Source organism: Kitasatospora sp. NPDC041988, assembly GCF_055588525.1.
In genome coordinates this window covers 39,297-63,543 of record NZ_JBVJCO010000008.1, presented here as the reverse complement: position 1 = coordinate 63,543, position 24,247 = coordinate 39,297, and the positions used below count along the sequence as shown (strand labels likewise).

The following is a 24,247-nucleotide window of genomic DNA, read 5'->3' as shown; positions in this document are numbered from 1 at the left end:
TGACACCCCCCGATTGGCAGGGTCGGGGGCCCGAGGTGTGCTCCGAGTAGGCCGTCGACCACCCAGAGAGAGCAGCGGGCGCCGGAGTGACCCACCCGGTTCCACCCGCATGGACATCGACAACCTCAGCCGCCAGTCCGGTTGCATCAATCGGGCGATCACTTCCGACCGTCCGTGGTGTATCGCCGACCGATCGCGACCACATGCCATGCTGACCCCGCCCCAAGGTCTATCACCGCACTTGTCTGACCGGACGTGTGACCACTCCCCTCCACCCGGCTGTCGCACGCCGCCCGCACGCCTCACGAACGGAGTGACCATGGACGCTCTCTCCCGCCGCACCCTACTGGCCGCCGGTGCCGCGACCGCAGCCACCCTCGCGGCCGGCTGCGGCGGAACCAGCGGGACGGGCGGCGAGCAGGCGGCCACGCCGGTACCGGTACCGGCCAGCCCGGCGGCGGACCAGGCCGCACCCACATCCGAGACCCACAAGCCCCCCGCCATCCTGATCGGCGACGGCTCCACCTCGGACACCGGCCCGCAGCCGGGCCAGCCCACCGCCGAACCCCTGAAGCTCGGCGAGCGCCCGCCGCAGTTCGTGGTCTTCTCCTGGGACGGCGCCGGCGAGCTGGACAACGGCCTCTTCGGCCGGTTCCGCAAGCTCGCGCGGGAGCACAACGCGTCGATGACCTTCTTCCTGAGCGGCCTCTACCTGCTGCCCGAGTCCAAGAAGGACCTCTACCGCCCGCCGCAGCACAAGGTCGGCGCCTCCGACATCGGCTACCTGAGCGACCAGCACATCCACGACACGCTGGAGAACCTGCACGCGGCGTGGCTGGACGGGCACGAGATCGGCACCCACTTCAACGGGCACTTCTGCGGCGCCACCGGCGTCGGCCAGTGGTCGCCGCAGGAGTGGGACAGCGAGATCCAGCAGGCGATGGACTTCGTTATGAACTGGAAGACCAACACCGGCTTCACCGACCTGCCCGCGCTGCCCTTCGACTACCGCAAGGAGCTGATCGGCAGCCGTACCCCGTGCCTGGAGGGCCAGCGCAACCTGCTGCCGACCGCCGCCCGGCGCGGCTGGAAGTACGACAGCAGCGGCAACGGCACCCAGATCTGGCCGCAGAAGATCCAGGGCGGCGCGCTCTGGGACCTCCCGCTGCAGTCCATCCCCTTCCCCGGGCACACCTTCCAGGTGCTGTCGATGGACTACAACATCATGTTCAACCAGTCCGGCAGCAACACCAAGGCCGACCCCTCGCTGCACCCGGCGTACCAGACGCAGGCGCGGGACTCCTACCTGATGGGCTTCGAGCGGGCGTACACCACCAACCGGGCGCCGTACATCATCGGCAACCACTTCGAGCAGTGGAACGGCGGCATCTACATGAACGCCGTCGAGGACGCGCTCAGGGCCATCGCCGGCCGGCCCGACGTCCGGCTGGTCTCCTTCCGCCAGCTGGTGAACTGGCTGGAGGCGCAGGACCCGGCGGTGCTGCGCAAGCTCCAGAGCCTCGCCCCCGGCCAGGCCCCGGCCGGCGGCTGGGAGACCTTCCTCGGCTCCGCCGCCCCGGCGAGTGCCACCGCCGCCGCGGCCTCCCCCGTCGCCGGGGGCAAGTGACCGTCAGCTCCTGCGCACCCGGCCGGCCACCAGGGCTCCGAGCAGCGCCACCCCGGTCATCGTCAGGAAGACCACCGCGAACGCGCCGGTCGAGCCGGTGGCCTCGGCCCCCTCATGGGCTGCGGCCACCGCGCCGCCGCCCAGCGCCGAGAACAGCACCCCCGAGAGGCCGGTCAGCAACACGTTGCCGAGCGCGTCGCTCACCTGCAGCGAGGCCGAGTTGGCCCCGGCGTCCTCCGGCGCCGACAGCTTCATCATCAGCACGCTGACACTCGCCACCGTGAGCCCCATGCCGATCCCGCCGACACCCCAGGCCACCGCCGCCACCCAGGCCGGCACCGCCGGGACGAGCACCAGCGCCGCACCCGCGATCGCCAGCGCGGTCAGCACGAAACCACCCCGGATCATCGCCTCCCGGAACCGCTCCGCCCCCGGCCGGCCCTGCAGCCAGGACCCGAGCGCCCAGGAGAGGCCGCCGCTGGTCAGCGTCAGCCCGGCCAGCGTCGGGGAGAGGCCCCGCTCGGTGACCATCATCAGCGGGATGAACACCTCGGCCCCGAAGAACGCCCCCGCCGCCACCCCCCGCAGCAGGATCACCGTCGGCAGCCCACGCCCCGCGCGCAGCGTCCCGGTGGGCAGCAGCCCCAGTACGGCGGGTAGCAGCAACGCCATACCCGCGACCGCCGGGATCAGCCCGATCAGGTCCCGCCGCTGGCCGGCGTACTGCAGCAGGCCCGCGCCGAGCGCGGCCATCGCGGCCAGCCGGGTACGGCGGCGGTCGAGGTCGGCGCCCCTCAGCACCGGCCGCTCCTTCTCCGAGCGGCGCAGCGCCGGGCCCATCACCATCAGCGGCAGCAGGATCAGCACCGGGACGGCGAGGAACACCCAGCGCCAGCCCAGGTGCTGGGTGACGGCGCCGGACACCACCGGGCCGACGATCGAGGGCAGCACCCAGGCCGAGGAGAAGGCCGCGAAGACGGCCGGCCGCAGCCGTTCCGGGTAGGCCCGGCCGACCACCACGTACAGCGCGACGATCACCAGCCCGCCGCCCAGGCCCTGGATCGCCCGGCCCGCGACGAAGACCCACATCCCGGGCGCCGCCCCGGCCACCACCAGGCCCGCACCGAACACCGCGATACCGGTGAACAGCGGTTGCATCGGGCCCCGCTTGTCGCACCACTGGCCGGACACGACCAGGGCGAACAGCGTGGTGGTGAAGTAGCCGGAGAACGCGAACGCGTACAGCCCGAGCCCGTTCAGCTGACGGGCCGCCACCGGCATCGCGGTGTTGACGGCCGTCGCCTCGAACGCGAGCAGCAGGACCACCGAGACGATCCCCAGGGTCAGCGCCCGGTAGCGGTCGCCGAGCACCCCGCCGCCGGCGTCGGTCTCCTCGCGGGGTGTCGGGACGGAATCGACCGAGGTGGGGGAGGCAGTGGTCATACGTAACATCGTAAGACCCGTCCGGTGGTATGACCCCTGACCCGGGTCGGTGATCGACTACTCCGAAGGACCTAGGCCGCGCCTCAGTGGAGCGCCTTGAGGCCCACCACACCGGAGACGATCAGCAGCAGGCAGCCGATCCGGGCCGCCGTGACCGCGTCCCCGAGCACCGCCATGCCGTACAGCGCCGTCCCGACCGCACCGATGCCGACCCAGACCGCGTAGCCGGTGCCGATCGGGATGGACCGCATCGCGTACGCCAGCCCGCCCATGCTGAGCGCCAGCGCGACGCCGAAGACAACGGTGGGGACGAGCCGGGAGAACCCCTTGGACGAGTCCAGGGCCACCGCCCAGACGGTCTCCAGGACGCCGGAGATAATCAGAACGAGCCACGCCACGACGACAGCACCTCCGCAGTCAGCAGCGGCCGGATTGCCGCTGTGCTGCGCCGTCTTGTCGTCACCGGGTACGACGCGCTCGTCCGGGGCGGCCGGAAAACGACCACCTGCCTTCGACGGTAGCACAACCCGCCATACGGAATTTACAAAGGGATATTGACGTTCCGCCGCCCATTCCGCCAAGATGAATTCACCAACACGGCGAACGACGACAGGAGTCGGCAATGGACAGGAAGACGGCGGCCCCCGCGGCCCTCCGCGCCTGCGTCCCCGCTCCGCTGTGTTGTCGCGCCTGTCGCTGCTGCCGCTGCGCCTGAGCCGCACCCGCAGTACAGCTCCACCCCACGGCCGTGTGCCCGAGTGGTTTAGGGAACCGCCTGCAAAGCGGTTTACACGGGTTCGATTCCCGTCATGGCCTCCACGAAAGCGAATTGCCGGTCGGCGTCATCACGCCGACCGGCAATTCGTCATTCCATTTCCCGGAGAAATTCCCGGGGGTGGCCGGCCGGGCCACCCCCGGCGGGTCAGTCGGCGACGGCGTCCTCCGGGCGGATGGGGAGGCGGCCGACGGGGAGGCCGGTGGCGGCGCGGACGGCTGCGGCCACGGCGGCGGGGGCGACCACCGCCGGGGCGGCGCTGACCGCCTTGGCGCCGAAGGTCGCGACCACGTCGCGCTCCTCCAGCAGGGCGGCGATCCGGACCTCGGGGGTGTCCAGGGCGGTCGGCATGCGGTAGCCGGTGAGGGAGGGGTTGACCAGCAGGCCGCCCTCGGTGCGCAGGTCCTCCAGCAGGGCCAGGCCGACGCCCTGGGCGACGCCCGCCTCGATCCGGTCCTCGATCTGGCGCGGGTTGAGCGCCCGGCCGACGTCCTGCGCCACCGTCATGTCGACCACCCGGACGGCGCCGAGCTCGATGTCCACGTCCACCACGGCCCGCATCGCGCAGAACGCGATGGAGACGAAGGCGTCGCCCTGCCCGGCCTCGTCCAGCGGCTCGGTCGGGTGCGGGCGGCACTGCGCGGTGGCCCAGAGCTCCTTGCCCTCCAGCGCCTCGGCGACCGGCATGCCGAGCACCCCGTCGTAGGAGGTGATCTTGCCGTCGGAGATCTGGAGCAGCTCGACCGACATCCCGAAGTTGGCGGCGATCGGCTGGAGCAGCTGGTGGCGGACCATCAGCGCGGCCCGCTCGACCGCACCGCCGGAGACCCAGGTGTGCCGGCCCCGGGCGGAGGGCCCGGCGATCGACTGGTCGCTGTCGGCCGGCGCGATGTACACCTCGCTGACGCCCAGCACCGACTGCACGATCTGCCGGGCCAGGGTGGCGAAGCCCTGCCCGGAGTCGACGGCCGCGCAGATCACCGTGGCGTGGTCGCCGCTGACCCGCACCGTCGCGGTGGAGACCTCGTCCTCGCCCTCGGCACCCAGCATGTGCACCATGCCGACCGCGTAGCCGATGCCGCGACGCACCGCCGCCGGGTCGCCGGCGCCGCCGGGCCCGCCCGGCAGCAGCCACTCGGCGTCCGGGTCGTCCACCGGCAGCGCCGGCAGCGGCTCGGAGGAGACGGCCTCCAGCAGCGCGGCCACCGGCGCGGGGCAGGTGACGGCCTGTCCGGTGGGCATCGGGTCACCGGTGGCCATCGCGTTGCGGCGCCGGATCTCCACCGGGTCGACGCCGACCCGGGCGGCCAGCTGGTCCAGCTGGGACTCGTAGGCGAAGCAGGCCTGGAGGGCGCCCTCGCCGCGCATCCGGCCGGCCGGCGGGTTGTTGGTGCGCACCGCCCAGGCGTCCACGAAGACGTTCGGGCAGACGTAGGGGCCGACCGAGAAGGCGGTGGCGGCGGCCAGCGCCTCGGCGGAGACGTCCGCGTAGGCGCCGCCGTCCAGCAGGATCTGCGCCTCGACCTTGACCAGCCGGCCCTCGGCGTCGGCGTGGTGGCGGTAGCGCAGCAGCGCGGGGTGGCGGGAGGTGTGGGTGTGGAAGGACTCCTCGCGGGTGAGCGTCATCTTCACCGGCCGGCCGGTGCGCAGCGCCAGCAGCGCCAGGGTGACCTGGAACGAGAGGTCCTCGCGGTCCGAGGTGGCGCCGGGCACGCCGGTGACGACCAGCCGGACCCGGTCCGGCTCCAGGCCGAGGCAGGTGGCGGTGCGGTCGCGGTCGCCGTGCGGGTCGGTGGAGGACAGGTGCAGCTCGACGCCGCCGTCCGGGCGCGGCACGGCCAGGCCCGCCTCGGCGCCGAGCGGCGCCGGGTCCTGCCGGCCGACCTGGTAGAGGCCCTCGACGATGATCTCGCCGGCCGCGTCCGGGTCCCCGGTGCGCAGCGGCAGGTGGCGGAACAGGTTGCCGTCCGGGTGCAGCGCCGGAGCGGTGAAGGCCTGCTCGGGGTCGGTGACCGCCTCCAGCGGCTCGTAGTCGACGGTGATCAGGCCGACGGCGAGGCGGGCGGTGTCCGGGTGGTCGGCGGCGACCGCGGCGACCGGCTCGCCGTGGTGGCGGACCACGCCGGCGGCGAGTACCGGCCGGTCGGCGACGATCGGGCCGGCCGGGGCGCCGTCGGGGCCGCCGTCCGGGCCGGCCGGAAGGTCGGCGGCGGTGACCACGGCGTGCACGCCGGGCAGGGCGAGCGCGGCCGAGGTGTCGATGCCGTTGATCCGGGCGTGCGGATGGGGCGAGCGCAGCACCGCGCCCCAGAGCAGGCCCTCGGCCCAGAGGTCGGCGGCGTACGGGTAGATACCGAGCGCCTTGGGCAGGGCGTCGCTGCGCAGCGGGGAGCTGCCGAGCCCGAACGGCTCCGGTGCGCCGCCCTCGTCGCCGTCCTGCCGGGGTGCTGCGCCGATGTCGGTAGGCGACGTCATGATGCGTGGTCGTCCTCGGGGAGCCGGATGCCGTGGGCGGGGGTGGCACCGTACGGGATGCCGGCGGGGGCGGTGCCCTCGGCCGGGACGCCGTGCGGGGGCGTGGGGACGTACGGCGTGCCGTGCGCGGGCGTGCCGTCGAAACCGGGACCGTCGAAACCAGGGCCGTCGAAACCGGGACCGTCGAAACCAGGGCCGTCGAAACCGGGACCGCCGTAACCCGGACCGCCGTAACCGGTGCCGTCGAAGGCAGGGCCGGGCACGGCGGTGCCGTGTGCGGGGGTCGGTTCGTAGACCGGGCCGTCGTAGGCCGAGGCGGGGTCGTAGGGCGAGGCCGCGTCGTAGCCGGGCTGCTGCGGGTAGCCGCCGTCGGGGAAGGCGCCGGGCGGGTAGCTGCCGTGGGCCGGGGCGTGCAGGCCACCCATGTCCTGCGCGCCCGGCTCCTGCCCGCTCATCTCCGGGTAGCCGGCCTGCTCGGGGTAGCCCTGCTGCGGGTAGTAGCCCTGACCGCCGTCGGCCTGGGCGGGGATGCCCGGGATCGGCGGGAGCACCGCGGTGTCGTAGACGCCGGTGTCGTAGCCGCCGTGGCCGTCCGGCGTGCCGTACTGCATGCCGACGCCGACGCCCGTCCCGGCGGTCGTCCCGACGGTTGCCCCGCCGGCCGGTACCGCCTCGGCGGCCGGCTGCGGGACGTGCTCGATCCAGGCGTCCTCGTCGGTGTACACCGGCAGGTCGGCGGCCGGCCCGGGCTCCTCGACCGCGGCCGGGGCCCCGGCGGCCCGGGGGCCGGCCTCCCCGGCCGGCTCCTCGGCGGGTGACTCGTCCGCGCCCTCGGCCTCCACCGCGCGCGCGTCGGCGATGGTCTGGACCGCGGCCAGCACGCCCCGGTAGCCGGTGCAGCGGCAGAGGTTGCCGCAGAGCGCCTGCCGGGCCTCGACGTCGGTGGGCCGGTGGTTGCGCTGGAGCAGGTCGTGCACGGCCATCGCCATGCCGGGCGTGCAGTAGCCGCACTGCACCGCGCCGGACTCGGCCAGCGCCTGCTGGACGTCGCTGGCGCCGCCGCCGGCCGACAGGCCCTCGACGGTGTTGATCTCGCTGTCCGCGGCCAGCGCGGCGGGCACCAGGCAGCCGGCCACCAGCTGCCCGTCGACCTGCACCGAGCAGGCGCCGCACTCGCCCTGCTCGCAGCCGTCCTTGGCGCCGGCCAGGCCGAGCCGCTCGCGCAGCACGTAGAGCAGGCTCTCGCCGATCCAGGCGTCGGTGACAGGTCGTTCGAAACCGTTGACCCGCAGCGTGTACGAGGCACAGGGGCGCAGCTCGCGGCTGACCTGCGGCGCGTGGTCGAACAGGCCCGCGTCGAGGGTTTCGATGGGGTCAGTGGTCACTTCAGCGCCCTTCCCAGTGCCCGTCGGGCCAGCACCGATACGGTACGCCGTAGCCGAACGGCGGCCGCGCTCGGCCCCTCGGTCACGGCCTCCCAGGCGCCCTCGGCGCCGTAGCTGTCGGGTACGCAGGCCGCGGCCACGTACTCGCCGAAGGCGGCGGTCGCGGCGGGGTCGATCTCCCGGCTGCCGTCCCAGTCGATGCAGCCGGCCACCCAGGCCTCGGCCTCCAGCGGCCGCAGCGGGACGGGGGCGACGGCGCCGACGGCGCAGCGCACGGCGCGCCGGGCGGGGTCGAGGACGAGGGCGACGGAGGCGGTGGCGCGGGCCGGGCCGCTGCGGCCGGTGGCCTTGAGGAAGACCTGCGGGGCGTGCAGCAGCGGGACGCGGACCCAGGTGAGCAGTTCGCCGGGGCGCAGCGGGTCGAGGCCGGTGAGCAGGTGGCTGACCGGGACCTCGCGGGTGGCGCCGGCCCGGGCGAGGGTGACGGTGGCCTCCAGCGCGGTGAGCACCGGGAGGGTGTCGCCGGCCGGGGCTGCGGTGGCGATGTTGCCGCCGAGGGTGCCGACGTTGCGCACCTGCGGCGGTCCGGCAGTGCGGGCGGCGTCGGCGAGGGCGGGGATGAGCGCGGCGAAGTCGGGGCGGTCCATCCGGGCGTGGGTGAGCCCCGCGCCGAGGACGGCGGTTCCGCCGTCCTCGTAGCGCCAGCCGCGCAGCTCGGTGATCCGGCCCAGGCCGATCAGGGCGGCGGGGCGCAGCCGTCCGGCATTGACGGCCTCCATCAGGTCGGTGGCGCCGGCCACCGGCACTGCGGCCGGGGTGGCGGCCAGCGCGTCGACGGCCTCGTCGAGGGAGGCCGGCAGCATGATCGTCCGGTTCACCTGGGTCCCACCGTGCTCCACTTGCTCATCGATCGCCTGCCGCCCGCGGCCCTCGGCCGGGGTGTCCGCGTCGGCAGCCCGGCCTGGCCCGTAGGGTACGGGCGATCGGGCCGGGTTGGGCAACTCTGGCACACAATGCTCGATGATCATTTCGGGGCGGGCGTACGGAACTGCCCGATTGGGACGGATACCGGGCGGTATCTGCTCCGGTCCGGACCGGACCGGAGCAGATGTTCATCTGTTCTTGACGTCAGATGACCACTCAGAAGTTCCCGAGTGCCACGGGCACTCTGCCGTCAGACCGCCGGCGGCGGCCCGTCGAGCGGGCGGCCGGCCACGCCGGGCCGGCGCTGCCACGGGTGCGGCCCGTCGGCCGGGCGGTACTCGACGCCGAGCGCGTCCAGCACGGCCTGGTGCGTCTCCATCCGGCGCTCGAAGCCGGCGTAGTCGCGCGCGGCCGGGTCGGCGGGCAGCGCGGACCAGGCGACCTCGGCGAAGGCCACGAGCCGGGGGAAGGCCCGGTAGTCGACGTCCCGGGCGCTGTCCGTGAACTCGCTCCACAGGTTGGCCTGGGTGCCGATCACCCGGCGGGCCGCGGCCTCGTCCAGCTGTGCCGGCACCGGCTCGAAGCGGTACACGTCCTCCAGGGTGCGGACGAAGCCGACCGGGATCGGCTCGTCGGGGCCCGGTGCCTGCCGGTGGTCCAGGTAGACGTGCTGCTCGGGGCACATCACCACGTCGTGCCCGGCCTGCGCGGCGGCGATCCCGCCGCCGTAGCCGCGCCAGGAGGAGACCGCCGCACCGGGGGCCAGGCCGCCCTCCAGGATCTCGTCCCAGCCGATCAGCCGGCGCCCGCGCCCGGCCAGCCAGCGGTCGAAGTGCCGGATCACATGGCTCTGCAGCTCGTCCTCGTTGGCCAGGCCCAGCTCCCGGATCCGCGCCTGGGCGGCCGCGCTGTCCTTCCACTGCTCCTTGGGGCACTCGTCACCGCCGAGGTGGATGAACTCGGACGGGAAGAGCTCCAGCACCTCCTCCAGCACGCCCTCGAAGAAACGCAGGGTGGCCTCGGAGGGGTTGAGCACGTTGTGACTGACGCCCCAGTCCGTCCAGACGCCCAGCGCCGCGGTGTCCACCACATCGGTGTTGCCCAGCTCCGGGTAGGCGGCGATGGCGGCCTGCGAGTGACCCGGCAGGTCGATCTCCGGGACGACGGTGATCGCCCGCTCGGCGGCGTAGGCGACGATCTCGCGCACGTCGTCCTGGGTGTAGAAGCCGCCGTGCGGGCGGTCGTCGCGGCGCCCGCCGGCCCGGTAGCCGACCATCGAGCGCTCGCGCCAGGAGGCCTGCTCGGCCAGGTTCGGGTAGCGCTTGATCTCCACCCGCCAGCCCTGGTCGTCGGTCAGGTGCAGGTGCAGCACGTTGAGCTTGTGCGCGGAGAGCTGGTCGATGAAGCGCAGCACGTCGGCCTTGGGCAGGAAGTGCCGGGCGACGTCCAGCAGCGCGCCGCGCCAGGCGAAGCGGGGGGCATCCTCGATGTCGGTACCGGGGAGCACCCAGCCGCCGTCGCGCAGCGGGGCCCGGCGGTAGGCGTCCGGGCCGAGCAGCCGACGCAGCGTCTGCGCGCCCCAGAGCGCGCCGGCCGGGCCGCCCGCGGTGATCACGGCGCGGCCGGGGCGCACCGAGAGCCGGTACGCCTCGCCGGCCAGCGTCCCGTCGTGGACCAGCTCGATGCCCTCCCCGGGCCGGCCGGGGGCGAGCGGCAGTCCGGTCGCGGCGGTCAGCGAGGTCCGCAGCCACCGCTCGGCGCCGGCCAGCGCGGGCGGGGCGGTAAGGGCGGTACCGCGGTCGAGGGGAAAGTCCTGGTCCTGGAGGCGGACGGAGCTCAAGGGGGCGGGAATGAGGTCCATTCCGCCATCCTGCCCCCGTCCGGCTCAATTGGCATAGACCACTTGGCGAAATGGTCCGCTGTGCAAAACGGTCCGGGCCGGCGGGCTACTTGTCGTCGCCGCCCTTGCCGTCCTGCGGCTTGCCGATGCCGTCGTAGATCTCCTTGCACATCGGGCAGACCGGGTACTTCTTCGGGTCGCGCCCGGGCACCCAGACCTTGCCGCAGAGCGCCACCACGGGGGAACCGGAGAGCGCGCTCTCCATGATCTTGTCCTTCTGGACGTAGTGCGCGAAGCGCTCGTGGTCGCCGTCGCCGTTGGACACCTGCGGGACGGGCTCGACCAGGGTGCCGGTGCCGAGGCCGCGCTCGGGCTCAAGAGTGCTCATGAGTGCCAAGTCTATGGGGGCTCCGGGAAAGCGGGCCAGTGTCGTGCCCGGGGCGGTCGCACGTCAGTTCAGCGTGGGGTCGTCCGGGTACGTCGCGAGCAGCGCCAGCGGGCCGCGCTGGCGGCGCAGCACCGCACGCCAGAGCCGCTCCGGCTCCGGGCTGGAGATGTCGCCGGGCTCGCAGTCCACCAGGTACCAGGCACCGGAGGAGATCTCCGCCTCCAGCTGGCCCGGCGACCAGCCCGCGTACCCGGCGAAGATCCGCAGCCCGCCCAGCTCCCCGGCCAGCACCTCGGGCGGCGCCTCCAGGTCCACCAGGCCGATCGCGCCGTGCACCCGCCGCCAGCCGAGCGGTTCGACGGTGCCGGGCTCCCCCGGTGCCACCGCCAGCCCCAGTGCCGAGTCCAGGGCCACCGGCCCGCCCTGGAACACCACGGCCGGCGGCCCGACCAGGCCGCCCCAGCCGTCCAGCACACTGCCCACCTCGACCGGCGTCGGCCTGTTCAGCACGACGCCGAGCGCCCCCTCGGCGTCGTGGTCGAGGAGGAGCACCACCGCCCGCGCGAAGTTCGGGTCGGTGAGCACGGGGGTCGCGACGAGCAAACGGCCGGTGTGGGACCGGCCTCCGTGCGAATGGGCCGCCGTCATGCCTCACATGATCCCGCAGAACCCCCGGGGGCGGACACCGCAACACGAAGGCCCCGGGACGCCCGCCACCGCGCCGTACGAACACCCGTACGGACGCACCGGCGGGCGGATCACCACCCCAAGAGAGCACCATCACGGGAGAGGCTCACGGGAACCACCTGGACGCCCACTACCATCTACTGATGGTGGACGCCCTTATACGGTGCCGACTCGGTCACGCCGGGGGCCCGAACGCGCCCGTACGACCGGTCCACCGCCGGCTCCCCTCCTGGAGCCACACCCACTCCTCTGGCACCCCGGATTGCGAGAACGATGACCGACGACGTCCTGCTGGTACACGGCGGAAACCCGCTCGAAGGCGAGATCCGCGTCCGTGGTGCGAAGAACCTGGTCCCCAAGGCCATGGTCGCCGCCCTGCTCGGGCAGGGACCCAGCAGACTGCGCAACGTCCCGGACATCCGCGACGTCAAGGTGGTCCGCGGCCTGCTCCAGCTGCACGGCGTGACGGTGCGCACCGGTGACGAGGACGGCGAGCTGATCCTCGACCCCTCCCACGTGGAGAGCGCCAACGTCGCCGACATCGACGCGCACGCCGGCTCCTCGCGCATCCCGATCCTGTTCTGCGGCCCGCTGCTGCACCGCCTCGGCCACGCCTTCATCCCGGGCCTCGGCGGCTGCGACATCGGCGGCCGGCCGGTCGACTTCCACTTCGAGGTGCTCCGCCAGTTCGGCGCCACCATCGAGAAGCACCCGCAGGGCACCTACCTCGTCGCCCCGCAGCGCCTGCGCGGCACCCGGATCGAGCTGCCCTACCCGTCGGTCGGCGCCACCGAGCAGGTCCTGCTCACCGCCGTCCTCTGCGAGGGCGTCACCGAGCTGCGCAACGCGGCCGTCGAGCCGGAGATCGTCGACCTCATCTGCATCCTGCAGAAGATGGGCGCGATCATCACCATGGGCACCGACCGCACCATCCTGATCACGGGTGTGGACGAGCTCTCCGGCTACAACCACCGCGCGCTGCCGGACCGCCTGGAGTCCGCCTCCTGGGCCTGCGCGGCGCTGGCCACCAAGGGCGACATCTACGTCCGCGGCGCCCGCCAGCTGGAGATGATGACCTTCCTCAACACCTTCCGGAAGGTCGGCGGCGCCTTCGAGGTGGACGACGAGGGCATCCGCTTCTGGCACCCGGGCGGTGAGCTCAAGGCGATCGCCCTGGAGACCGACGTGCACCCCGGCTTCCAGACCGACTGGCAGCAGCCGCTGGTGGTCGCGCTGACCCAGGCGACCGGCCTGTCCATCGTCCACGAGACGGTGTACGAGTCGCGGCTCGGCTTCACCGGCGCGCTCAACCAGATGGGCGCCCACATCCAGCTCTACCGCGAGTGCCTGGGCGCCACGCCGTGCCGCTTCGGCGCCCGCAACTTCCTGCACTCCGCGGTCGTCTCCGGCCCGTCCAAGCTGATGGGCGCCGAGCTGGTCATCCCGGACCTGCGCGGCGGCTTCTCGTACCTGATCGCGGCGCTGGCGGCCGAGGGCACCTCGACCGTGCACGGCATCGACCTGATCAACCGCGGCTACGAGAACTTCATGGAGAAGCTGCGCGACCTCGGCGCCCACGTCGAGCTGCCCAGCGAGCGGCTGGTCACCGCCTGACCGGCGGCCCCGCACACACGGCGAGAGGCCGGGCTCCCCGAAGGGAACCCGGCCTCTCGGCGTTCAAGGGGTTGCTCAGGCGCCCTTGGCGGCTTCCTTGAGCTTGGAGCCCGCGCTCACCTTGGCGCTGTAGCCGGCCGCGATCTGGATCGGCTCACCGGTCTGCGGGTTGCGGGCGGTGCGGGCAGCGCGGTGGGTGCGCTCGAAGGTCAGGAAACCGGGGATGGTGACCTTCTCGTCGCCCTTGGCGACGACCTCGCCGACGATCTCGGCGAAGGCGGCCAGAACGGCGTCGGCGTCCTTGCGGGTCACCTCGGCGCGCTCGGACAGCGCGGCCACCAGCTCACTGCGGTTCATGTGTACTCCTGTGGTCTGTTCGCTTGCGGTGTGCGGGGGCCCATCGGTGCTCCCTCCGGGGGGCACCCGGATAGGCCGCAGGTCCGCACACAGTGCTCATTCAGGCAATGCGTGGTCGCAGGCCGGGTTCGTACCCCGTGCCGCGGCGCCGGTACCGTCGAAGGCCCGCCTGCCTGCCCGGATACGAATCCTGCCCCGACCGGCCCCGAGAAAGCCAATCGGGCCCCGGCAGCGCCACCCGAACAACGCCCGCCCGCCGGAGGTGTGATGCTCCGTCGGCTCCGGCGGACCGGGCGCGGGCGGCGGTCGGGACGACACGCCGGAAGACCAGGGGGACGTTCCGTACTTGTCGGACACGCCTGCCCCGTGCAGGGCTACCGTACGCCCTAGGCACGACAAGCCCAAACACGCCCCTCGCCCTTGTGTCGCAAGGGTTCGGGGCGGACTTGGGCGGGTAAGCGCGGTAATCGGTCATTTGACCGATCCGCGACACGTGCCGCGGCGCTGCCGTCAGAGCTTGACGGAGGGGAAGGACGCGGTGTCGAGGGTGCCGACGATGCCCGGGGTCGGGCGGGACGGCTCGCGGTCCTCCTGCGGGCCGGCCAGCGCGGCGTCACGGACGGCGGAGGCCACCGTCTTGGCGACGTCCTTGTGGAAGACGCTCGGGATGATGTAGTTCGCGTTCAGCTCGTCGTCCGCGACGGTGGTGGCCAGCGCCCGGGCGGCGGCGATCATCATCTCGGTGTTGACCGTCCGGCTCTGGGCGTCCAGCAGGCCGCGGAAGACACCCGGGAAGACCAGCACGTTGTTGATCTGGTTCGGGAAGTCGCTGCGGCCGGTGGCGACCACGGCGGCGGTCTGCCGGGCGATCGCCGGGTCGACCTCGGGGTCCGGGTTGGCCAGCGCGAAGACGATCGCGTCGTCGGCCATGGTGGCCAGGTCGTCGCCGTCCAGCACGTTCGGGGCGGAGACGCCGATGAAGACGTCGGCACCCGCCACGGCCTCCTTGAGGGTGCCGGTGCGGCCCGAGCGGTTGGTGTGCTCGGCGATCCAGCGCAGCGAGTCGTTGAGGTCCTCACGGCCCTGGTGGACCACGCCCCGCACGTCCGCGACGGTGGCGTGCTCGACGCCGGCCGCCAGCAGCAGCTTGAGGATCGCGGTGCCGGCGGCGCCGGCACCCGACATCACCACGCGGATCCCGGAGATGTCCTTGCCGACCACCTTGAGCGCGTTGGTCAGCGCCGCCAGCACCACGATCGCGGTGCCGTGCTGGTCGTCGTGGAAGACCGGGATGTCGAGGGCCTCGCGCAGCCGGGCCTCGATCTCGAAGCAGCGCGGCGCGGAGATGTCCTCCAGGTTGATGCCGGCGAAGCCCGGGGCGATCGCCTTGACGATGGCCACGATCTCGTCGGTGTCCTGGGTGTCCAGGCAGATCGGCCACGCGTCGATGCCCGCGAAGCGCTTGAACAGGGCCGCCTTGCCCTCCATCACCGGCAGCGCGGCCGCCGGGCCGATGTTGCCCAGGCCCAGCACGGCCGAGCCGTCGGTGACCACGGCGACGCTGTTGCGCTTGATGGTGAGGCGGCGGGCGTCCTCGGGGTTCTCAGCGATCGCCATGCAGACCCGGGCGACACCGGGGGTGTAGATCATGCTGAGGTCGTCACGGTTGCGGATCGGCAGCTTCGAGGACATCTCGATCTTGCCGCCGAGGTGCATCAGGAAGGTGCGGTCGGAGACCTTGCCGATCGACACGCCGTCGATCGTGCGGAGCTTCTCGACGATCTCCTCGCCGTGGGCGACGGAGGACGCGGCCACGGTCACGTCGATCCGCAGCGCCTCCAGGCCCGAAGCGGTGACGTCGAGGCCGGTGACCGAACCGCCGGAGGACTCGACGGCCGTGGTGATCGCACTGACGGCGTTGCCCCTGGCCGGGACCTCCAGCCGCACCGTGATCGAGTTGGAGACACTGGGCACCGTCGCCATCGACGTTCCTTCTTCCGTCCGGTCAGTCGCTTCAACATATTGTTGAAGGCCTACGCCTGCGCATGCTAGACCTCGATCGTCGCACCTACCAGGCTGAAGCCAGAAATAATGTTCATTGAGTGTGCGAAGTCGACAACTTCTTGCCTCAGCGGGCCGATGCGTTACATTGGACGGGACACCGGCTCGATCCAAGCCCCCGGGCCCAACCTTCGTCCCTTCGAGGGACCACTTGCCGCGAGGCGAGCATGGCGGGTCGGTGTCATCAACGTCTGAAGGCCCCTCACCATCGGTGAGGGGCCTTCTTCGTGTGCCGCCCGGCATGACGGGCGGTCAGCCGGTCAGCCGTCCAGCAACGCCGGGACGCCGTCCGCGTCCGGCAGGTCGTCCGGGCCGGAGAGCACGGTCAGCCGCTGGGTCGCCCGGGTCAGCGCCACGTACAGCACCCGCAGGCCCGCCTCCGACTCGCCGGCGATCCCGGTCGGGTCGGCCACCACGGTCGCGTCGTACTCCAGGCCCTTGGCCTCCAGGCTGCCCAGCGCCACCGCCCGCTCGCCCAGGCCGGCGATCCACCCGGCCGCCTCGGCCCGGCGATCCATCGGCACGACGACCGCCACGGTGCCGTCCACCTCCGCCAGCAGCCGCTCCAGCTCCGCCCGGGCCGCCGCGCCGAAGGCCTCCGGCGACGGGTCCGTGACGGCCGCGAACCGCGGCTCCACACCGACCCGGCGCACCGCGCTCGGCGACGGCGTACCCGGCGCGGCCAGCGCCAGCACCTTGGCCGCCACCTCGGCGATCTCCGCCGGGTTCCGGTAGTTGACGGTCAGCGTGTAGCGGCGGCGCGGCTTGCCGGACAGCACCTCGTCCAGCGCGGCCTGCGCCTCCTGCGGGAACGGCCAGGACGACTGCGCCGGGTCGCCGACGATCGTCCAAGTGGCCATCCGGGCCCGGCGGCCGATCATCCGCCACTGCATCGGGGTGAGGTCCTGCGCCTCGTCCACGATGATGTGCGCGTACTCGGTGCGCTCCACCGGCACCCTCTCGCGCTGCCTGGAGTTGCGGTCGGCGAAGGTGGTCACCTCGTCCAGGCCGCTCAGCAGGTCCACCGCGTCCACCTCGCGGACCCTCGGGCGGACCGGCTCGCCGAGCAGCACCTGGAGCTCGTCCACCAGCGCCACGTCGTGCGCCGACAGCCCGCCCTCACCGCGCTCGGTCAGATGCCGCCAGGAGCCGGCCAGCAGCCGGGCCTCCTCCGGGGTGACGGCGCGCCGGGCGATCCGGTTGGTGTGCCGGCTCTGCTTCAGCGTGCCGAGCACCCGCCGCGGGGTCACCGCGGGCCACCAGGCGTTCAGGAAGTCCAGGAACGACGCCTCGTCCGAGACGTACTCGTCGAAGGCCTCCTTCTCCTCCTGGCGCTGCTCGCGGGCGTAGTGGTCGGTCGGCTTCGGCAGGTGCCGGGTCACCTCCTGCCAGAGGGCGTCCAGCAACAGTCGGCGGGCGCGCGGGCGGAGCAGGTTCAGCGGGGTGCCGCCGGAACCGATCACGTTGCCGCGCACGGCCTTCAGCCGGCCCGCGTCCAGCCGCAGCACCTCGCCGCGGGCGACCACCTTCAGCTCCTGCGGCGCGCCCAGCTCCAGGGCCGCCCGGGCAGCCCGGCGCAGCAGCTGCACCATCCGGGCCGAGCCCTTGACCCGGGCCGCCTCCGGGGTGTCGTAGGTGCCCGCCTCGATGCCGTCCACCAGAGAGCCGACCGCGCGGATGGCGACCTGCCCCTCCTCGCCGAGCGAGGGCAGCACGCCCTCGGTGTAGGAGACCAGCAACGGGGTCGGGGAGACCACGAGGATGCCCCCGGCGTAGCGGCGGCGGTCCTGGTAGAGCAGGAAGGCGGCACGGTGCAGGGCGACGGCGGTCTTGCCCGTGCCCGGGCCGCCGGTGACCAGGGTGGCCCCGGCCGCGGCGGCGCGGATCACCTCGTCCTGCTCCCTCTGGATGGACGAGACGATGTCGCGCATCGAGTGGCTGCGGGCCCGGCCGAGCGAGGCCATCAGCGCACCGTCGCCGACCACCGCCAGCTCGCGGCCGCCCAGGGTGGGGGTGAGGTCGGGGCGGAGCAGGTCGTCCTCGACGCCGATCACCTTGCGGCCCTTGGACCGGATCACCCGGCGGCGGATGACCCGGCCGGGCTCCAGCGGGGTGGACCGGTAGAACGGCGCGGCGGCCGGCGCCCGCCAGTCGATCACCAGCGGGCCGTACTCGGCGTCCAGCACCCCGAGCCGGCCGATGTGCAGGGTCTCGGCGACGGCCGGGTCGGCCGGGTCGAGCGGGGTGTCGGAGGGGATGCCGTGCTCCTCCGGCGCGTCGGCCTGCTGGAGGTCGATGCGGCCGAAGAGGAAGTCCTCGAACTCGTTGTTGAGCCGCTGGAGGTGGGCGCCGGCCCGGTAGACCTGGGCGTCCCGCTCGGCGAGCGCGCCGGGGGTACCGACCTGTACGCGCTTGGCGGCGTCCTCCAGGATGTACTCGGCCTCGGCGAGCTTCTCCTCAAGGCGGTGGTAGACCGTGTCGAGGTGACGCTGCTCCCCGGCGATCTCGCGCTCGCGGACGGTCTCGGAGTCGGTGGCGGCGGTGGTGTCCGTATTGCTCTGCATGGCCTCGGTGGTAGCGGCGGGAGTCCGGCTCTGGGAAACGAGCGGACGGAAGATCCTACGCCCCCGCCGCTCCGCTGCGCCGCACCGGGACGGAAGAAAACGCGAAGTGGGGCGAAGCGTGGCGGGGAAACGCGAAGGCCGCCCTCCGCTGAGCGGTGGGCGGCCTTCGCTGTGCAACATGGGGTGGTGGAGATGCCGGGAATCGAACCCGGGTCCAGTGGAGTGGATTCAGGACTTCTCCGAGCGCAGTCCGCTGTGAGTTTCTCGGCCCTGGCAGTCACGCGGACAAGCCGCCAACAGGCCCAGCTGCTGTTTGATTTCCCATCCACCCTCGCAGCCCGGGTGGACGGTTGAGTTCCCTAGATTATGCCAGGGTCCGGGTCGGGAACTCCCCGGTCTGACACCCAAGCACTCTTAGCTGTTATTAGGCAGCGAGAGCGAACTGCTGGGAATCGCGCTTAGAGTTGGCGATTATTTTTTTGCGACAGATGGTTAACGAGATCATTGCCGCGTTCCTCGGCTCGCTTCTCCTGTTTCGACTTCCCCTGTCGAAACCGATCATCCCCATGTTTTGTTGAGAAACAGCTCGGACGGTGGCCGTCCGTGTTGCTGGCGCCATACTACGCGAGGCGACCAGCGAGGGTCCAGCGGATTAACGCCGGCGCCGCCGGGTGTCAGCCCTGGCGGCGTCGCGCCGCCGCCACCGCACGGGCCGTCTCGCGGGTGTCCTGCTTCTCGCGCAGCGTCTGCCGCTTGTCGTACAGCTTCTTGCCGATGGCGAGCGCGAGTTCGAGCTTCACCCGGCCGTCCTTGAAGTACAGCGAGAGCGGGATCAGGGTGTGGCCGGCGTCCCGGACCTTGGCCTCGATCTTGTGGATCTCCATCCTGTGCAGCAGCAGCTTGCGCTTGCGCCGCGCGGCGTGGTTGGTCCACGTCCCCTGGGTGTACTCGGGGATGAAGACGTTGTCGATCCACGCCTCGTGGTTCTGGATGTAGGCGTACCCGTCGACCAGGTTGGCCCGCCCCTCGCGCAGTGACTTGACCTCGGTGCCGGTGAGCACGAGACCGCACTCGTAGGTGTCGAGGATGGTGTACTCGTGTCGCGCCTTCTTGTTCTGCGCGATCAGCTTCTGTCCGGTTTCCTTTGCCATCAGACCTTTTCTTGATCCAGCGTCGGGGAGCGACGCAGCACTGATACCGAGACCACCTGCCTTCGGGCAGCGGGCAGGGCTTGTCCGCGCCTCGGCCGTCGGGCCGAGAGGGAAGCCCCCCGGCTTCAGCCGTGGGGGAGGAGTCACAGCGCAGTCATTCTCGCACTTCGACGCCGGGTGGGGCAGCTCCTTAAAAGCAGCCCCTAAGCCCTCGTCCCCAGGCCCGCCAGGACCCGCAGGGCCAGTGCGCCGGCGTCCTCCGAGCCGGACGCGGGCACGTCGGGGGTCAGGCCGGTGCCCTCCGGGGAGCGGCCGGCGGGGGTGTAGTAGCGGCCGACGGTCAGCTCCAGCACCGCGCCGTCGGCGAGCCGGCTGGGCTGCTGGACGGTGCCCTTGCCGAAGGTCCGGCCGCCCACCACGACGGCCCGGCTGCGGTCCTGGAGCGCGCCGGTGAGCAGTTCGGCGGCGCTCATGGTGCCGCCGTCCACCAGCACCACCAGCGGGGTGCGCTGGTCGCCGCCGGACGGCGCGGTCAGCTCGCGGGTGCCGCCGCGCTCCTGGTACGAGCCGACCGGGCCGCCGTCCAGGAAGACCGCGGCGGTGCCGGCGGCCTCGTCGACCAGCCCGCCGGAGTTCCCGCGCAGGTCCAGCACCACCCCGGCGTGCGGGGCGCGCAGGGCGGCGCGCACCTGCTCGGCCACGCCGCTGGTGAAGGCCCGCACGGTGATCCGCACGACGCCCTTCTCCAGGTGCTCGACGGTGACGTGCTGGCTGTCGAGCAGGGCCCGGTGCAGCCGGACCTCGCGGATGTCGCCGTCGCCGCGCTGGACGGCGAGGGTGACCTCGGAGCCGACCTGCCGCTCCCCCTCGCGCCCGCGCAGCCGGGCGACCACGTCGGTGACCGGCAGGCGGTCGGCCTGGTCCGGCCCGATCCGCAGCAGCCGGTCGCCGGCGGCGATCCCGGCCTCGGCGGCCGGCCCGGCCGGCTGCACCTGCGAGACGGCGGTGACGCCGTCCTGCCCGCGGCCGACCGAGAGGCCCACGCCGAGGTAGCGGCCGCCCAGGCCCTGGCTGAACTCGGCGTACTCCTGCGCGCTGTAGTAGGCGCCCCAGCGGTCGCCGTTGGCGCCGATCAGGTGCTCGGCCTGCTGCTCGGAGAGCGCGGCCCCGGCCGGGTCCTGACCGGCCGCGACGGTGGCCACGGACGCCGGGACCGCGTCGGCGGACGGGTGCACCGGCTTGTTCGGGTCGCCCCAGGCGCCGGTGGCGGCGCCGGCCAGCAGCACGGCGCCGAACACCAGGCTGAGGGTGGCCGCCTGGCGTGCCCTGCGCGGAGTTTCTGGCATGGCATCGGAGTGTAGGCGCAGCGCGGGACGCGGCGGGCCGGAACGGCTGACGGCGGAACGCCGACGGCCCCGGACGGCGCAGTGCCGTCCGGGGCCGTCGGAACGCCGAGGCGGGGCCGGGATCAGACCTTCGGGGCGGTTAACTAGACCTTCAGGTACTTCCGGAGGGTGAAGAACGCGGCGATGCCGGCCATGCCCATCCCGACCACCACGAGCAGCGGTATCACCGCCAGCACCGAGCCGAGCCCGATGAAGTGGATGAACTGCACCCGGTCGGCCAGCCAGCTGTGGACGAAGAAGTGCCCGCCGAGCAGCAGTCCGGAGGCCATCACCGCGCCGAGCAGCGCGGCGAACGCGGCCTCGGCGATGAACGGCATCTGGACGTAGAAGTTCGAGGCACCGACCAGGCGCATGATGCCGGTCTCGCGCCGCCTGCTGTACGCCGACACCCGAACGGTGTTGACGATCAGCAGCAGGGCGACGAACAGCATCAGCACCATGATCACGAACGCCGCGGTCTGGAGGCCGTTCAGCAGGCCGAAGAGGTTCTCCAGGATCTTCCGCTGGTCCTCGACCGACTTGACGCCCGGTTTGCCCGCGAAGGCGCTCTGGATGACGTCGTACTTGGTCGGGTCCTTGAGCTTCACCCGCCAGGACTGCGGGATGGCCTCCGGGCCGAGGACGGAGATGAGCGGGTTGTCCGGGTTCATCTCCTTCCAGTGCTTGTACGCCTCGGCGGAGTTCTCGAAGGTCGAGGACTGGACCACCGAATCCATCTTGTCCAGCTGGGACTTGATGTCGGCGATCTGCGGGTCGGTGGCCGCGCCGTTCTGGCACTGCGGCGAGTTGCGGGCGTCCGACTTCGTACAGAAGTAGATGCTCACCTCGACCTTGTCGTACCAGTACCCCTTCATGGAGTTGACCTGGTCACGGACCAGGAGGGAGGCACCGGCGAGGGCGAGGGAGAGCGCGACACTGACGACGACGGCGATGGTCATCGTCAGGTTGCGGCGGAGACCCACACCGATCTCCGACAGGACGAACTGGGCGCGCATGCGTGTAACAACTCCAGGGTCGGTACTGCTGGTCGGGCAGGACGGGCCGGGGGCCCACGGGATCAGCGCTGGAGAGTCAGTGCTGGTATCCGTAGACGCCGCGGGCCTGGTCGCGGACCAGCAGCCCCTTGTCGAGCTCGATGACGCGCTTGCGCATCTGGTCGACGATGGCCTGGTCGTGGGTGGCCATCAGCACCGTGGTTCCGGTGCGGTTGATCCGGTCGAGCAGCTTCATGATGCCGACCGAGTTCTGCGGGTCGAGGTTGCCGGTGGGCTCGTCCGCGATCAGCAGCATCGGGCGGTTCACGAACGCCCGGGCGATCGCGACGCGCTGCTGCTCACCACCGGACAGCTCGCCCGGCATGCGGTCCTCCTTGCCGCCGAGGCCGACCAGGTCCAGCACCTCGGGCACCACCTTGTTGATGGCGCTCTTGGGCTTGCCGATCACCTCAAGGGCGAAGGCCACGTTCTGCGCGACCGTCTTGTTGGGCAGCAGGCGGAAGTCCTGGAAGACGGTGCCCAGCTGGCGGCGCATGTGCGGCACCTTCCAGTTGGACAGCTTGCCCAGGTCCTTGCCCAGCACGTGCACCTCACCGGTGCTGGGGCGCTCCTCGCGCAGGCACAGGCGCAGGAAGGTGGACTTGCCCGAGCCGGACGAGCCGACCAGGAAGACGAACTCACCCTTCTCGATCTCCAGCGAGACGTTGTCCAGGGCGGGACGGTTCTGCTTGGGATAGGTCTTGGAGACGTTGTCGAATCTGATCACGGCTGCATCACGGAGGCCATCCTAGGCGGCGCCAGTCCTCGGTCGGTCCACCCCGGACGCCCGGCCCTGGGGCGGGCGGAGGGAGCGGAAAGGGCCGCTCCCGGCTTGGGACCATACGCGAAGCGGCGACCGGCCTGCAGGGGCAGCCCGTGACATAAACCGAATCTTGGGGGAGAATGACCGGTTATGCCCCGAAAATTGGGAGGCATCTCACAGCCCGGGGGCCGGAACGGCCAGAACCTGGCAGAGTGGAGGTGGCGGCCGAGGTTGGCCGCTCCCCCGCACAGGGCAAGAAAAGGAACCAAAGCCCCGTCCGGTGCGTTGGCTGTAGCAGCGAGGAGGAGATCGCATGACCTGCGACCATCTGGTGTGCGCCAACTGCAACGGCCGCGTGAGCGATGGCCGCTGCCCGGTGTGCCGCGCCAACCGTGCCCGGCTGCAGGAGCAGCAGGGGCCGTTCGCCACGCTCTCCCCCGCAATGCTGCTTGCCCTTCTGGCCGGGCTGCTCGCGGTGGCACTGATCGCCCGGCAGGCTCTGGCCTGAGCCCGGCGGACGTACGGGACAGACGTACGAGAAGGCCCCGACGGATCACCGTCGGGGCCTTCTTCGTGTCACTGCACTACCGGGCGGCGGCCTCGATGCCCCACGTGGTCATCGAGGCCGGCGTCCTCACGCCTGGTTCGCGGCTTCCCGCTGCTTCCTCCAGCGGATGCCCGCCTCGATGAAGCCGTCGATGTCGCCGTCCAGCACGCCCTGCGGGTTGCCGACCTCGTACTCGGTCCGGACGTCCTTGACCATCTGGTACGGGTGCAGCACGTACGAGCGCATCTGGTTGCCCCAGGAGCTGCCGCTGTCCTTGAGCGCGTCCATCGCGGCCCGCTCCTCCTGGCGGCGCCGCTCCAGCAGCTTGGCCTGGAGGACGTTCATCGCGGACGCCTTGTTCTGGATCTGCGAGCGCTCGTTCTGGCAGGAGACCACGACACCGGTCGGGATGTGCGTGATGCGCACCGCCGAGTCGGTGGTGTTGACGCCCTGGCCGCCGGGGCCGGAGGCGCGGTACACGTCGATGCGCAGCTCGGACTCGTCGATGTCGACGTGGTCGGACTGCTCGACGACCGGGAGCACCTCGACACCGGCGAAGGAGGTCTGCCGGCGGCCCTGGTTGTCGAAGGGCGAGATGCGGACCAGACGGTGGGTGCCCTGCTCGACCGAGAGGGTGCCGTAGGCGTACGGGGCCTTGACGGTGAAGGTCGCGGACTTGATGCCGGCCTCCTCCGCGTACGAGGTGTCGTACACCTCGGTCGGGTACCCGTGCCGCTCGGCCCAGCGCAGGTACATGCGCATCAGCTGCTCGGCGAAGTCGGCGGCGTCCACGCCACCGGCCTCGGCGCGGATGTTGATCAGGGCCTCGCGGGCGTCGTACTCGCCGGAGAGGAGCGTACGGACCTCCAGCTCCTCGACCGCCTTCTTGAGGGCGCCCAGCTCGTTCTCGGCCTCCACGCGGGTGTCCGCGTCGTCCTCGGCCTCGGCGAGCTCGAAGAGGACCCCGAGGTCGTCGATGCGGCTGCGCAGGCTCTCGACCCGGCGCAGTTCGCCCTGGAGGAAGGAGAGCCGGCTGGTCACCTTCTGCGCGTTCGCCAGGTCGTCCCACAGGTCGGGGGCGGCTGCCTCCTCCTCCAGACGCGCGATGTCGGCCCGGATCTTGTCCAGGTCGAGGACGGCCTCGATCGACCCCATGGTCGTCTCGAGGTTCTTGAGCTCTTCGGAAGGATCGACGGCTGCCACGCA

Annotated in this window: 18 protein-coding genes, 1 tRNA gene, 1 other RNA gene, 1 pseudogene and 1 riboswitch; of the genes and pseudogenes, 4 read left to right on the top strand and 17 right to left on the bottom strand. The window is 72.1% G+C overall.

Annotated elements, in window-relative coordinates; all coding sequences use genetic code 11:
* The first annotated feature begins 319 nt into the window (after nucleotides 1–319).
* The gene (locus ACZ6NC_RS10675) at nucleotides 320–1,627 is read left to right on the top strand and encodes a polysaccharide deacetylase family protein (protein WP_465731091.1); all 1,308 of its coding nucleotides are present in this window, start codon (nucleotides 320–322) and stop codon (nucleotides 1,625–1,627) included.
* Between the two features lie 3 nt (nucleotides 1,628–1,630).
* Here the strand turns inward: ACZ6NC_RS10675 and ACZ6NC_RS10670 are convergent, their stop codons facing one another.
* Together ACZ6NC_RS10670 and ACZ6NC_RS10665 are read right to left on the bottom strand one after the other, a co-directional pair.
* A complete protein-coding gene (locus tag ACZ6NC_RS10670; protein WP_465731089.1) occupies nucleotides 1,631–3,070 on the bottom strand; it encodes an MFS transporter in 1,440 nt (479 codons plus the stop codon).
* A gap of 83 nt (nucleotides 3,071–3,153) precedes the next feature.
* A complete protein-coding gene (locus ACZ6NC_RS10665; RefSeq protein WP_465731087.1) occupies nucleotides 3,154–3,468 on the bottom strand; it encodes a DMT family transporter in 315 nt (104 codons plus the stop codon).
* Nucleotides 3,469–3,512: 44 nt separating this feature from the next.
* Nucleotides 3,513–3,578, bottom strand: a riboswitch (guanidine-III (ykkC-III) riboswitch).
* A gap of 236 nt (nucleotides 3,579–3,814) precedes the next feature.
* On the opposite strand from ACZ6NC_RS10665, the gene ACZ6NC_RS10660 reads away from it, so the two are divergent.
* Nucleotides 3,815–3,889: transfer RNA gene (locus ACZ6NC_RS10660), tRNA-Cys, on the top strand.
* Between the two features lie 103 nt (nucleotides 3,890–3,992).
* Here the strand turns inward: ACZ6NC_RS10660 and ACZ6NC_RS10655 are convergent.
* The 6 genes and pseudogenes from ACZ6NC_RS10655 to ACZ6NC_RS10630 form a co-directional block, all read right to left on the bottom strand.
* Complete coding sequence (locus tag ACZ6NC_RS10655; protein ID WP_465731085.1) at nucleotides 3,993–6,320, bottom strand: xanthine dehydrogenase family protein molybdopterin-binding subunit; 2,328 nt, start codon at nucleotides 6,318–6,320, stop codon at nucleotides 3,993–3,995.
* 865 nt (nucleotides 6,321–7,185) lie between these two features.
* Nucleotides 7,186–7,630: pseudogene (locus ACZ6NC_RS10650) on the bottom strand ((2Fe-2S)-binding protein); the annotation flags it as partial.
* 71 nt (nucleotides 7,631–7,701) lie between these two features.
* Nucleotides 7,702–8,568 (bottom strand): FAD binding domain-containing protein, encoded by an 867-nt coding sequence (locus tag ACZ6NC_RS10645; protein ID WP_396322794.1) that lies wholly within the window; start codon nucleotides 8,566–8,568, stop codon nucleotides 7,702–7,704.
* 311 nt (nucleotides 8,569–8,879) lie between these two features.
* Nucleotides 8,880–10,490 carry a beta-N-acetylhexosaminidase gene (locus tag ACZ6NC_RS10640; protein ID WP_465731083.1) on the bottom strand — a complete coding sequence of 537 codons (1,611 nt, stop codon included), beginning with the start codon at nucleotides 10,488–10,490 and terminating at the stop codon, nucleotides 8,880–8,882.
* A gap of 85 nt (nucleotides 10,491–10,575) precedes the next feature.
* A complete protein-coding gene (locus tag ACZ6NC_RS10635; protein WP_174315682.1) occupies nucleotides 10,576–10,857 on the bottom strand; it encodes a DUF3039 domain-containing protein in 282 nt (93 codons plus the stop codon).
* 63 nt (nucleotides 10,858–10,920) lie between these two features.
* Nucleotides 10,921–11,505: a YqgE/AlgH family protein gene (locus ACZ6NC_RS10630; protein ID WP_465731081.1), complete on the bottom strand. Its 585-nt coding sequence runs from the start codon at nucleotides 11,503–11,505 to the stop codon at nucleotides 10,921–10,923.
* Between the two features lie 312 nt (nucleotides 11,506–11,817).
* Here ACZ6NC_RS10630 and murA point away from each other — a divergent pair, with 312 nt between their 5' ends.
* Nucleotides 11,818–13,158 (top strand): UDP-N-acetylglucosamine 1-carboxyvinyltransferase, encoded by a 1,341-nt coding sequence (gene murA / locus ACZ6NC_RS10625; protein ID WP_465550090.1) that lies wholly within the window; start codon nucleotides 11,818–11,820, stop codon nucleotides 13,156–13,158.
* 75 nt (nucleotides 13,159–13,233) lie between these two features.
* Here the strand turns inward: murA and ACZ6NC_RS10620 are convergent, their stop codons facing one another.
* The 8 genes from ACZ6NC_RS10620 to ftsE form a co-directional block, all read right to left on the bottom strand.
* Nucleotides 13,234–13,515 (bottom strand): HU family DNA-binding protein, encoded by a 282-nt coding sequence (locus ACZ6NC_RS10620; protein WP_030059737.1) that lies wholly within the window; start codon nucleotides 13,513–13,515, stop codon nucleotides 13,234–13,236.
* Nucleotides 13,516–14,025: 510 nt separating this feature from the next.
* Nucleotides 14,026–15,498, bottom strand: coding sequence for an NAD-dependent malic enzyme (locus tag ACZ6NC_RS10615; protein ID WP_465731079.1), 1,473 nt, complete (start codon nucleotides 15,496–15,498; stop codon nucleotides 14,026–14,028).
* A gap of 338 nt (nucleotides 15,499–15,836) precedes the next feature.
* A complete protein-coding gene (locus ACZ6NC_RS10610; RefSeq protein ID WP_465731077.1) occupies nucleotides 15,837–18,140 on the bottom strand; it encodes a HelD family protein in 2,304 nt (767 codons plus the stop codon).
* A gap of 184 nt (nucleotides 18,141–18,324) precedes the next feature.
* Nucleotides 18,325–18,706, bottom strand: a transfer-messenger RNA (tmRNA) gene (ssrA, locus tag ACZ6NC_RS10605).
* Nucleotides 18,707–18,814: 108 nt separating this feature from the next.
* Nucleotides 18,815–19,291 carry an SsrA-binding protein SmpB gene (gene smpB / locus ACZ6NC_RS10600; RefSeq protein WP_396322759.1) on the bottom strand — a complete coding sequence of 159 codons (477 nt, stop codon included), beginning with the start codon at nucleotides 19,289–19,291 and terminating at the stop codon, nucleotides 18,815–18,817.
* Nucleotides 19,292–19,494: 203 nt separating this feature from the next.
* Nucleotides 19,495–20,637, bottom strand: a complete 1,143-nt coding sequence (locus tag ACZ6NC_RS10595) for a S41 family peptidase (protein WP_465731075.1) — start codon at nucleotides 20,635–20,637, stop codon at nucleotides 19,495–19,497.
* 143 nt (nucleotides 20,638–20,780) lie between these two features.
* A complete protein-coding gene (ftsX, locus tag ACZ6NC_RS10590; RefSeq protein ID WP_465731073.1) occupies nucleotides 20,781–21,692 on the bottom strand; it encodes a permease-like cell division protein FtsX in 912 nt (303 codons plus the stop codon).
* Between the two features lie 76 nt (nucleotides 21,693–21,768).
* A complete protein-coding gene (gene ftsE, locus ACZ6NC_RS10585) occupies nucleotides 21,769–22,458 on the bottom strand; it encodes a cell division ATP-binding protein FtsE (protein ID WP_148644607.1) in 690 nt (229 codons plus the stop codon).
* 349 nt (nucleotides 22,459–22,807) lie between these two features.
* On the opposite strand from ftsE, the gene ACZ6NC_RS10580 reads away from it, so the two are divergent.
* A complete protein-coding gene (locus tag ACZ6NC_RS10580) occupies nucleotides 22,808–23,002 on the top strand; it encodes a hypothetical protein (RefSeq protein WP_396250233.1) in 195 nt (64 codons plus the stop codon).
* 126 nt (nucleotides 23,003–23,128) lie between these two features.
* Here the strand turns inward: ACZ6NC_RS10580 and prfB are convergent, their stop codons facing one another.
* Nucleotides 23,129–24,244 (bottom strand): peptide chain release factor 2, encoded by a 1,116-nt coding sequence (gene prfB, locus ACZ6NC_RS10575; RefSeq protein ID WP_465731071.1) that lies wholly within the window; start codon nucleotides 24,242–24,244, stop codon nucleotides 23,129–23,131.
* Nucleotides 24,245–24,247 lie beyond the last annotated feature (3 nt).